The sequence below is a fragment of the Planctomycetaceae bacterium genome, from assembly GCA_039680605.1.
GTDB lineage: Bacteria > Planctomycetota > Phycisphaerae > SM23-33 > SM23-33 > JAJFUU01.
In genome coordinates this window covers 66,104-77,718 of record JBDKTA010000067.1, presented here as the reverse complement: position 1 = coordinate 77,718, position 11,615 = coordinate 66,104, and the positions used below count along the sequence as shown (strand labels likewise).

The following is an 11,615-nucleotide window of genomic DNA, read 5'->3' as shown; positions in this document are numbered from 1 at the left end:
TGCCGTAGTCCGGCCGTGCGAGGTAAGATTCTCCGCTCCGGCACGGCTCAATGCAACAAGATTCTTGAAGCCCCGCCCGAGCCCCCGCGCCACGCAGCCCTAATTATAGCTCCACCATGCCCTTAAATCCCGATCCGCCCCGGCGCAGCTCCCAGAAGTGTATCCCGGCCATTGCGGCCTGACGTCTTGCCTGGCGTCGCTCAGTCGGGTCGCTGCCATCCGCCGCCCAGGGCCTTGTATAGAGCGATCAGATCCGTCGCCAGGGTCTGGGTGCTCTGGGCCATCGCTTCTTCGGTCACGTAGAGCGACCGCTGAGACGTCAGGACGTTGAGGAAGTCGGTGCGTCCCTGGGTGTAAAGCTGCATCGACAGTTCGGTCGCACGACGGTTTGCCGCCACGGCGGTTTCGAGGCTGTGGTAGTGCTCCTGCTCTTTGGCGCCGGCTACCAGGGCGTTTTCCACTTCCTGGACCGCCGTCAGCACGGTCTTGCGGTATGTCAGCACCGCCTGCTCCTGGAGCATCTTCTGCACTTCGATATTGGACAGCGTGCGTCCGGACTGGAACAGGTTCCAACTCACCGAAGGGCCCAGCGACCAGAACTTGCTCAGGGGGCTAAACAGCGAGTGAGCATCGCCGGAGCGCCAACCCAACGAACCGCCGATGCTGAACTTGGGGAACAGGTCGGCCGCGGCCACGCCGATGTTGGCGGTGGCGGCGTGAATGTCGGCCTCGGCGCGGCGGATGTCCGGTCGCCGGCGCAGCAGGTCGGAGGGGACGCCATGGGGCACCGCCGGCGGCGAGGCGGGTATCGCCGCCGGCTTCGACAGCAGGCGAATCATCGACTCGCTATCGCGGTCCAACAGCACGGACAGGGCATTGATCGTCTGGCGGGCGGAGGATTCCAGCAGCGGAACCTGCCCGGCCGTCGTCGCCACCTGCGCCGTGGCGTTGGCGACGTCCAGACCGCTGACGAATCCGCCCTCGAAACGCCTGCGCGTGAGGTCGGCCGTCTTCTGCTGCGACTGGAGATTCTTGATCGTGATCGCCAGGCGCTGCTGGTACGCGCGCAGGTCCACGTAATTGCGGGCCACCTCGGCGGCCAGGGTCACCAGCATGTCGCGGCGGTCCTCGACGCTGGCCTGAAGCTGCGCGTCGGCGGCCTCGATGCCTCGCCGCACGCCGCCGAAAACGTCGATCTCCCATCCGGCGTCGAAGCCGGCCTGGTATTGCTTGGTGGTGTCGCCGGCGGCGCGACCGCGCTGGATCGAATAGTTGGTGTCCAGTGTCGGACCCAGGCCCGAGACGGCCACCCCGCGGGAGGCCCGCGCCTGGCGGATGCGGCTTTCGGCCAGTCGCATGTCGAGGTTCGAGGCAAACGCCGCCTCGATCAGCGCCGTCAGCGTCGGGTCATTGAAGACGCTCCACCACTGGCGCAGATCCGCGCCGGCAGCCTGGGTGGCCGGGCGAGTGGTGGCGGGCACGTAGGTTTTGGGAACGGAGGTCCTGGGCCGCACGAAGTCCGGACCGACCGTACAGCCGCCGGCGATCATCAGCAACGCCATCGTGACGGGCAGCATCCGTGCCGATGCAACCTCCCTTTTCAGCAGCTTCATGAGAGCTCCTTTTTCACTCATACCGCAGGGCCTCGATCGGATCCAACCGCGAGGCCTTCCAGGCCGGATAGAACCCAAAAGCCATACCCACGCCGGCCGAGACGATGACGGCCGCGGCGATCGCGGTCGGGGAGGTCTCGACCGGCCAGCGCATGAACATCTCGACGAGCTTAGAGCCGCCATGGCCCAGGGCGATGCCCAGCGCCCCGCCGATGAGGCACAACGTGATGGCCTCGACCAGGAACTGCCGCAGGATGTCCCGCCCCCGCGCCCCGACGGCCATCCGCAGCCCGATCTCGCGCGTGCGTTCGGTCACCGAGACGAGCATGATGTTCATGATGCCCACGCCGCCGACGACCAGCGAGATCATCGCCACGCACAGCAGCAGCCCGGTCATCATCTCGGTCGTCGACGAGAGCATGTTGCTCATCTCGGCCGCGTCGCGAATGTCGAAATCGTCCGCCTTATCCCCCTTGAGGTTATGCTGGCGGCGCAGGACGGTCTTCATTTCGGCGATGGCCGAGGCGACTTGTTGGGCACTTTTGGCGGCCGCCATCGCCGAGTCGACGCTGGCAAACCGCACGAGCATGGGGCTGTTCTCGGTCTGGGTGCTGGACCTGGCGGGGTAGAGGGTGGGGGCGTCGCTGGGGAAGGGCTTGCTCAGGACGTTTCCCGAGCTGCCGGACCCGCCGCTGGCGCTCTGGTTGGCATTGCCCAGCGTCGAACCGGCGATGCGGAACTTGACCACCGTCCAGGGGACGATGAGGATGTCGTCCTGGTCCATGCCCATCATGTTGGCGCCTTTGCGCGCCAGCACGCCCACCACCCGCAGCGGGACGTTGTTGACGCGGATCTCCCTGCCGATGGGGGAGGCGCCCTCGAAGAGTTCCTTCACCACGGTCTGGCCGATCAGGCAGACGCAGTTGGAACTCAGGACGTCCCGATCGGTGAAGGCCTGGCCGGACGCGAGCTTCTTCCAGTCGCGAATCTCCAGGAAAGCGGGCGTCGTCCCGATCAACTGGTTGGGCTGCCAGTTGCGGTTTCCATAGACGATCTGCGTGCGGGCGCGGACCAGGGGGGCGATGGCCTTGAGCGACTTGCATTCCTTGGCCATCACCTCGCAATCGGTGGGCGTCAGCGTTGCCATGCTCCCGCTTCCCTGGCTGGCGCCGGTGCTCGAGGTAGACCCGGGCATGATCATCAGGACATTGGCGCCCATGCTGGCGATGCGCTTGGCCAGCGACGCGGACGACCCCTGCCCGATCTCCATCATGGCGATCACAGAGCTGATGCCGATGACGATTCCCAGCGTCGTCAGCATCGCCCGCATCGGATTGCGCCGAAGGGCCTTGAACGCCGAGCGGACTGTGCGATAGACCTTCATGCGGCGCCTCCGGCCATTGCTGGCGTGCCCGTGGATTCGTCGCCGATAATCAAGCCGTCCTGGATGCGCACGATACGGTCGGCCCAGGCCGCCACGCCTGCGTCATGCGTTACGAGGATCACGGTGATCCCGTCCTGGCGATTGAGCTGGCGGAACAGTTCCAGCACTTCTTTGCTGGTGTGCGAGTCGAGGTTGCCGGTGGGCTCGTCGGCGAAAAGAATCGGCGGGCGGTTGATCAGCGCCCGGGCGATGGCCACGCGCTGCTGCTGACCGCCCGAAAGCTGCGAGGGCTCGTGGTGCATGCGTTCAGTCAGGCCTACTTTGCCCAGCATCTCCTCGGCTCGTTCGCGGACCTGGCGGTCGCCCAGGTGCTCCGGCGAGTAGGACAGCGGCATGGCCACGTTCTCCACCGCGCTGGTGCGGGCCAGCAGATTGAAGCTCTGGAAGACAAATCCCAGCATGCGGCTGCGAACCCAGGCGCGCCGGTCCGGCGAGAATCGCGACACCTCCTGCCCGTCCAGCCAGTACTCGCCGCTGGTGGGGCGGTCCAGGCAGCCCAGGATGTTCATCAGCGTCGTCTTGCCCGAGCCCGACGCGCCGGTCAGGGCGACGCACTGGCCGCTGGATATCGACAGCGAGACGCCTTTGAGCACCGGCACGTCGATGTCGCCCATGCTGTAAGTCTTGTAGATGTCGTGCAGCTCGATAAATTCCATGGCTGGTCTCCCTCGGTGGCGCGCCCGGTCCCCCTTAGAGCGGCGGCGGACCGCCGCCCCCTGACGGCGGACGCATGTTCTTGGGCGCCTTGGGCGTAAAGGGGTTGCTCAGGTCGCTCTGGGGCGCCGTTGCCGGTCCGGTTCGAACGCCCGTCACCACCTCCATGTCTTCGCTGAGCTCCGGGCTGATCACCTCGGTGTTCGCCCCGTCCGTCACGCCGGTCATGACCGGCACCGGTCTCACATAGCCGCCCGCGGCGACGTAGAGAAAACCGCCGGTCGAAGACTTGCCACTGGCCGGTCGCGTCGAAGACCCCGCCCCATCCGGCGGCGCCTGCCCCTGCGGCGGGCCCTGCCGGTGTTGCGGCGAGACCTGCTCCACCGTCGGCGTCCAGCTCAATGCCGCCGTCGGAACCATCAGCACGTTGTCGCGCCGGGACACTTCAAACCGCACGTTGGCCGTCAGGTACGGGCGCAGGCGACCGGCCGCGTTGTCTGCCGAAATCTCCACGGTAAAGGTCACCACGTTCTGCGTCATCGCGGCGTTGGGGCGGATCCGGTAGACCTGCCCGCTGAACGTCTCGTCGGGCAAGGCGTCGACGGTGAAGGTCACGCTCTGACCGGGATGGACGCGGGCGATGTCGGCCTCGTTCACCGAGACCCAGACCTGCATCTTGCGCAAGTCGCGGGCAATCAGGAACAGGCTGGGGGTGTTGAGCCCGGCCGCCACGGTCTGCCCGATGCTCACGCGGCGGTCGATGACCATCCCGTCGATGGGCGAGCTGATCGTGCAGTAATCCAGGTTCCGCTGGGCGCGCGAGCGGGCGTTCTGCGCCTGCGACAGGCTTGCCTGGGCTTGGGAGACGGCGGCCTTGCCCACGTCCACATTAGCGGCGGCCGTTTCGTATGCGGCCTGGTACGAGTCGAATTCGCTCTGCGAGATCGCGTCGGCGGCCGTCTGTTTGAGCTTCTGGGCACGCTCCCAGTCGCGCAGGGCACAGAAACTCTTGGCCTGGTACTGCTTCAGGTCCGCCTCGGCGCGTTTGATGCCGGCCTCGGCGGAACTGATCTGGGCGATGGCTTCCTCCAGATCGGCCTGATACAGGGCGTCGTCGATCTTGGCCACAACCATGTCGCGGGTGACGTTCGAGCCGTAATCGACGCTCTTTCCGGCGGCGTCTTTGCCGAAGGAGACGATGCGTCCGCTGATCTGGGCGCCGATATCGACCACTTCTTCCGGCTCGAGCGTGCCCGAGGCGGCGATCGTCACCAGCAGGTCGCCCCGCGTGACCTTGACCGTCTCGAAGGAGGCGGACTGTCCGTTGGCGGGGCGCAGATACCACGCAGCCGCGACGGTGATACCGCTGGCCAGCACCAGCACCACTGCAATTCGCTTCAGGATGGTCTTCATGATTTCTTCGCTCCTGCGCGGGGCCGGCGTTCTTCCTTGCCCCGTTTACCGCCTGACGCCTCGATGTCGCGGCGGATTTCGCGAATCCCGGCCAGGGCGTAGGTTGTGAACCGGTCGGTTATGGTCTCGAGCATGTCCTCGCGGAAGATCGGCGCCAGGCCCTGGTGTTTTTCCGCACGACGGTGATGCATGACGTGCATCCAGGGGGCTATCACGCACACTTCGCAGAACTCGACGTCCAGGTCGGTGGCGCGCGGGCCCAGCAGCTCGCGGAGGATGTCCTGCGTCGCGCGGCGCAGGGGGCCGATGGCGTCCTCGATCACCTGCCGCAGCAGACCGGTGGGATTGGCCATCTCGCTGCGCATGATGCGCATCTCGACGCTTTCGCCCACCATCCCACGCTGCAGCCCCGCGCGGATCCGCCCCCGCAGACGCTCAGCGGCCGTTGCGCTGGCGGGAACGCCGCCGTCGGGCGGAGTCAGGGCGATCAGTTGCTCGTGCGCATGACGCCAGGCCTGGCGGTAAAGCTCTTCCTTGCTCCCGAAGTGGTAGTTGACGGCCGCAATGTTCGCCTGCGCCAACTTGCAGATGGCGGCCACCGTCGTGCCGCGATAGCCCCGGTCCGCAAAGAGCCCGCAAGCCACATCGAGGATCTTTTCACGCGTGTCGCCGGATTGTCGTTTGGGATCGGTCATGGTGTCTCCATGTTCAACGCCCGTGTCAAACGTTTATTTCAAATAGTCATTTGAATCTATGAGCCCGATTGATGCAAGAGGTTTTTTGGGAATTTTTCAGGCGTTCCCCCGCCCGCAGGATCGCCATGCGGGAAGGCAACTGGACAATCTTCAAAAAGGGGTCGGGTGGAGTTGTTGTGTGAAGTGATGAGCGTGAGATGGTGAATGGTTGAGATCGCGGACAACTCGGTGGCGGGTTTGGCCAGGGACCGTGCGACTCGGCGCGGGGTGCGGAGTCGTGGGGCGAACGCGCGGGGCGAGCCCCGCCGCTAACGGGTCTGGACGCACGACAACAGATTAACTGCGTTGGGGGGGGCACCTTGGGTCTTGGCAGACGGCATATAACTTCTTGCAGGAAAATGTGTTACGACTATGATGGTGTCGGGCGGCGATATAAGTCATGTGCTAATAATATATTACGTTCAATGGGGCGATGATTCTGTGGCGTGACGGGGGGCGGAAGATGGACTTTCCTGCAAACCGCTGTGAAAAGTACAACAAAGTGCAAGGAAGAGGAATTGTGGTATAGGCCGTACCGCTTTCGGGCTGGCAAAGACCTTGCGACACAGAGGCGCAGAGAAAACAGGGGCGGGAAGCTTCTTAACTCTTCTTCTTTGTTACAGTTGCTTTTCTCTGTTTTCTCTGCGTCTCTGTGTCGCATATTCCCTGGCCGCAGGTTCCCTCGAAACCGCTGTGAAAAGTACAACAAAGTGCAAGGAAGTGGAAGCGCCGGCGGGGGGGGCAGATTCCTGGTATTTGGCGGATAGTCTGCAGGCTCGCCGGGTTGAATGACTGTACGCTGCGCGACCGGCGCGGGCGGCCCAGGCGAGTGCATTATGATGATCAAGAATGCGTGTATCGTTGTGCTGTCGTGCCTGATGGTTTGGTCCGTTGCGCGGGGCGAGGCGCCGGCAGTGGTCAAGGGCGTCGTCTTCCTGGACGCCAACGCCAACGGCAAACGCGACGACGGCGAGAAGGGGCTGTCCGGCGTGCGGGTCACGGACGGGGTCGGCTTTGCCGTCACCGGCGACGACGGAGCCTACAGCATCACGATCGCGCCCGACCGCGTCTTGACCTACGCCGGCGCGAGAGTGGTGTCGGTAAGCTGGCCCAGCGGCATGTGGCCGAGCGGGCAGTGGTGGGCGCGGCTGGACCAACTCGCCGACGCGACGCGCGTGGACTTCGCCCTGCGCGAGGACAAGCAGTCGCTGCCGTTTGCCTTCCTGCACATGTCCGACGACCACGGCGGCGGCTGGGCGTACAAGAACATTGCCCCGCGCGTGAAAGAGCTGGGGGGCCTGCTGAAGTTCTGTTTCAACACCGGCGACATGGGCTACGCCGGCCCGGACAATGCCGAGTCAATGTTCACCGGCCTCAAGAAGATCGGGCAGGAGTTCCCCGTGCCGATGTTCTTCACGCCGGGCAATCACGACATGGTCAAGCAGGTTGAGCGCGGCAGCGGTCCGCTGGCCGGGGCGGGCGGGTTCACGAAGTACCTTGGTCCGATTCGCTGGTCGTTCGACTACGCCGGGGTACACTTCGCGTCGATCGACTGGTGGGACCCTGACATCAAGGAACACGTCGAGGGCTCGGCCCCGCCGATCGCGGCGGCGTGGCTGGACAAGGATCTGTCGGCCGTCAAACCGGGCACGCGCACGATCCTGCTGGTTCATTTTCCTTCGGGGTGCAAGGAATACTTCGACGTGATCGCCAGGCACAAGGTGGCGCAGGCCTTCGGCGGGCACAACCATCGCCACGCGTTTTACGACTACGCCGGCGTTGCGGCCGTCACGACCGTCAACCCCGAGACCAGCGGCAGCGGCAATCTCTGCGTGGTCACCCAGGACGCTATCGACGTGGTCTTCTACTGCAACGGCGGCAAGGGCGGGCCGAATTACCACGGCAAGCTCTGCGGCCTCAGCGCGAGCTGGAACTGGAAGGACCTGATCGTGCCCAAAGGCACGCCGGACAAGACGCTCTCGGCCGCGGCGGTCTCACTCGATGGCGGCACCAGGACGCTGGACGCCGGGTCGTCGCAGGGCGTGAATGTGGTCGCCGAGTTCGCTCCGGGCACGGCCAAGCGCGTGGGGTTGCGGTTCGGCGCGTCTTCGCCGGTTGAGGTCGTCTTCACCGGTCAGTCGCTCGTGGCCGGCGGTGCGCCGATCCCGTTCGTGCTGCTGCCGTCAGACGCCGGAACGGTCAGGTTGCAGGTGACCATCGGCGGGGGGCTGATGACCTTGCGGGCCAACAACCGCATTCGCATGGCCAAACCCAAAGCCGTCAGCGTGACCAACCCGGCGGCGGTGACGCTGTTCGCCGAGGGCGGCAAAGCGGAGTTCAAGAAGGTCGACGTGACGGCGCTGAAGTAAGCGGCCTGTCCTCTTTGAGGCTTTGCGCAACAACCGCAACCCGCGCTTGCAGATGGCGTGTTGAAGTATACAATCAGGGTTCCCGCCGTGGATCGGCGGCATACCTGTGACAGTGCGCGATTGTGCAGTGGCCTGTTGCGCCGGCGGCAGGACGCAAAAACATGACAGGGAGTCAGACGCGATGACCAAGCATTCCTTTGCGAGCAGATGGACCGGTATGTTTTCCGCCTTGGCGGCGGCAGTGCTGATAGCGTCGGCCGCGGCGGCGACGGCACAGGAAACGGACGCCAAGCCCGCTCCCGTCGAAGGGGCCAAGTCCGACGCGGCAATGAAGCAGTTGATGGCCGCCAGCGGGCTCTTTGACCGCGGTCAGTACAAGATGGCCATTACGGACTACGAGACCTTCCTGGCGAAGTATCCCACGCATGAGAAGGCCTCGGCGGCCCGGTATGGTCTGGCCGTCTGCCACTATCGCCTCAAACCGCCCGCCTACGCAGAGGCGGCCAAGGCCCTCAATGAGCTCGTCAAGGACAAGAAGTTCTCACAGCGCGACGAGGCGCTGGCGGTGCTGGGGCACTGCCTGCTGGCGACCAAGCAGAACGATCAGGCCCTGGCGACGTTCGACGACCTGTTGGAGAACCACCCCAAGAGCAAGCACGCCGAACTGGCGGCCCTGAACCGCGCTCAGGTGCTGTTCCTTCTGGAACGCCCCAAAGATTCGCTGGCCGCCTGCGAAGCGTTCATCAAGAACTACGGCTCGAGCAGCCATCGCGGAGCGGCGGAATATTTCATGGCCTGTTCGCAGTCGGCCCTGAAAGACTACGCCGGCAGCGAAAAGACGCTGGCCAAGTTTGTCTCCGACAACAAGAGTTCCTCGTACGCTCAAGACGCCACGCTGCTGCTGGGCCAGGCGATGGAATACCAGAACAAGCTTGACGGCGCGGCCGAGCAGTATCGGAACTTTTTGAAGATCGCCCCCGACCCGCGCAAGGGCGAAGGGTACTACAGCCTGGGCTTGGCGCTGTACAAGGCGGGCAAGTTCGCCGAGGCGGTCACGGAGCTGAGCACCGCCGTCAGCAAGTACGGCAGCGATTCGTTCGCCCCCGCGGCGCGCCTGCAGTTGGGGTTGGCGCAGCTCGGAGCCGGTCAGACGGGCGAGGCGCGCAAGACGCTCGATCAGGTCGTGGCCAACGACCCGCAGCGCGCCCGCAAGGCATCGTACTGGATCGCCCAGTGCGACATGACCGAGAAGAAACACGCCGCCGCCCGGGAGGCGCTGATCAAGCTGGCGGCCATGACCCCGCCGCCGGAGAATCTCGAAGCCATCCTCTTCGACCAGGCGCTGTGCGCGATGGAACTGGGGCAGTACGAGCTGGCGGCCAAGGAGTTCGGCGCCTTCGCCGACAAGCATTCCGCCCACGCCCAGGCCGGCGACGCGATGTACCGCCAGGCGTTCTGCCTGCACAAGCTCACGCAGTTCGCCGCCAGCAACACGCTGTGCGAAAAAATCCTCAAAGGCCCCGATTCCCCCGTCACGGCCGCCACGACGGAACTGTCGGCCGAGAACCTCTTCCTGATGAGCAAGCACGCCGACTCGGCCAAGCTCTTCGAGAAGCTCCTGCCCGGCGCCACGGGCGCCCGCCAGCAGCGCCTGGCGCTGCGCCTTGGGCAGTGTGCGTTCCTGGCCGGCGACTACAAAAAGGCCGCCCAGATTCTTGCTCCTATCGCCGCCGACGCTGCCGCGGCCAAGGACGAGAATCTGCGCGAAGCGGCGTTCTATCTCGGCGACGCCCAGATTCAGCTCCAGCAGTATCCCGCGGCGGCCAAGTCGCTCGATAGTTACATCGCCTCCGGCGGCTCGCTCAAGCAGGAGGCGACCTTCAAGCTGGGCCTCTCGTACAGCCGCGCCGGCAATACGGACAAGGCCGAGAAGACCCTCTCGACCCTGATTGACCAGCCGCTGGGCTCGCCCTGGGTCGCCCGCGCCCTGCTGGCTTACGGACAACTGGCCTACCAGAAGCTCAAACAGTCGGACAAGGCGGCAGGCGCCTTGGCCAAGGTGCTCGACCCCAAGGCCAAGGCTCCGGTCGACGTGCTCCCGGCGGCGATGTTCCTGCTGGGATGGATCGACTTTGACGCCAAGAAGTATGACGCGGCGGCAGAGCGGTTCGGCAAGCTCGTGGCCGAGTATCCCAAGGACGCCCTGGCCGCCGACGCGGCGATGCAGCAGGGCATCTGTGCCAAGGAAGCGGGCAAGATCGACCAGGCCGCCACGCTCCTGAAGACCTTCGTCAGCGCGTACGGGTCTTCCCCGCGCCTTAACGAGGCGAAGTTCCTCCTGGCTGAATGCCTGGCAAAGAGCAACAAGCACGCCGAGGCGGTCGAGATCTTCGCCGCCCTGGCCGACAAGAAGCAGAGCGTCAGCGACGTTGTGCTGTACAACCTGGCCTGGTCGTACCGGGCGGTCAAGGACAATGCCAAGGCCATCGCCGCTTACCAGCAACTGCTGGCGAAGTTCCGCAACAGCAAGCTGGTCTCCCCGGCCAGCACCGAACTGGCCGAACTGCTCTGCCTCGATAAGAAGTATTCGGAAGCGGCAGGCTTGGCCGAAAAGGTGCTCGCCGACCGCCAGGCCGACGCCAAGACCAAGGCCGTCGCCCAGTACCGCCTCGGGCTGTGCTACAGCGAAATGTCCGAACCGTCCAAGTGCGCCAAGGCCTTCGGCGAGTTCCTGAAGAACTACCCCGACAACGAACTGGTTCCGGCCGCGATGTACCAGGCCGGTATCGCCTGCACCGCCGCGGGCGAGTTGGATAAGGCCGAAGAACATTACGCCGCGCTGATCAAGAAGTTTGAAAGCGACAAGCTGGTCGCCGTCGCTCGGCTCAAGCTGGGCGAGGTGCAGGCGACCAACGGCAACTACAGCGCCTCGGCGGCGACGTATCAGGAGTTCCTCGACAAGCACAAGGGCAATGAGTACGGATACCTGGCGCGGTTCGGCGTTGGCTGGGCGATGGAGAACCAGAAGAAGTACGACGACGCGCGCACGTGGTATACGGCGGTGATCGAAGCGCACAACGGCGAGACGGCCGCCCGCGCGCAGTTCCAGATCGGCGAGTGCTATTTTGCCCAGGCGAAGTACAACGAAGCGGCCCGAGAGCTGCTGAAGGTGGATATCGTCTATGCCTACCCGCAGTGGTCGGGCAAGGCTCTGTATGAAACCGGACGGGCGTTCGAATACCTCAAGCAGTACGACGATGCGCGGGCGCAATATACGATGTGCATCGAGAAGTACAAAGACCAGGATGTTGCCGCCCTGGCGAAAAAGCGCCTCGAAAATCTGCCCGGCGCGAACTGAAACCCCTAACGTGCGTCAAAGAGTAGTCTG

7 protein-coding genes are annotated in these 11,615 nt (G+C 64.7%); 2 read left to right on the top strand and 5 right to left on the bottom strand.

What is annotated here, in order from left to right; all coding sequences use genetic code 11:
- Nucleotides 1-200 precede the first annotated feature (200 nt).
- Genes ABFD92_19770 through ABFD92_19750 form a run of 5 tightly spaced genes read right to left on the bottom strand, consistent with a single transcriptional unit; the run spans nt 201 to nt 5,819 of the window.
- Entirely contained in the window at nt 201-1,613 is a 1,413-nt protein-coding gene (locus tag ABFD92_19770) for an efflux transporter outer membrane subunit (GenBank protein MEN6506780.1), read from the bottom strand.
- A 13-nt stretch (nt 1,614-1,626) separates the two neighbouring features.
- The gene (locus ABFD92_19765) at nt 1,627-2,997 is read right to left on the bottom strand and encodes an ABC transporter permease (protein ID MEN6506779.1); all 1,371 of its coding nucleotides are present in this window, start codon (nt 2,995-2,997) and stop codon (nt 1,627-1,629) included.
- Nucleotides 2,994-3,713, bottom strand: a complete 720-nt coding sequence (locus ABFD92_19760; protein ID MEN6506778.1) for an ABC transporter ATP-binding protein — start codon at nt 3,711-3,713, stop codon at nt 2,994-2,996. The genes ABFD92_19765 and ABFD92_19760 overlap by 4 nt, the downstream gene beginning before the upstream one ends.
- 34 nt (nt 3,714-3,747) lie before the next feature.
- Nucleotides 3,748-5,124: an efflux RND transporter periplasmic adaptor subunit gene (locus tag ABFD92_19755; protein MEN6506777.1), complete on the bottom strand. Its 1,377-nt coding sequence runs from the start codon at nt 5,122-5,124 to the stop codon at nt 3,748-3,750.
- Complete coding sequence (locus ABFD92_19750; protein MEN6506776.1) at nt 5,121-5,819, bottom strand: CerR family C-terminal domain-containing protein; 699 nt, start codon at nt 5,817-5,819, stop codon at nt 5,121-5,123. The genes ABFD92_19755 and ABFD92_19750 overlap by 4 nt, the downstream gene beginning before the upstream one ends.
- A gap of 875 nt (nt 5,820-6,694) precedes the next feature.
- Between ABFD92_19750 and ABFD92_19745 the strand changes: the two genes are divergently transcribed.
- Nucleotides 6,695-8,227 carry a metallophosphoesterase gene (locus ABFD92_19745; protein ID MEN6506775.1) on the top strand — a complete coding sequence of 511 codons (1,533 nt, stop codon included), beginning with the start codon at nt 6,695-6,697 and terminating at the stop codon, nt 8,225-8,227.
- A 217-nt stretch (nt 8,228-8,444) separates the two neighbouring features.
- A complete protein-coding gene (locus ABFD92_19740; GenBank protein ID MEN6506774.1) occupies nt 8,445-11,585 on the top strand; it encodes a tetratricopeptide repeat protein in 3,141 nt (1,046 codons plus the stop codon).
- Nucleotides 11,586-11,615 lie beyond the last annotated feature (30 nt).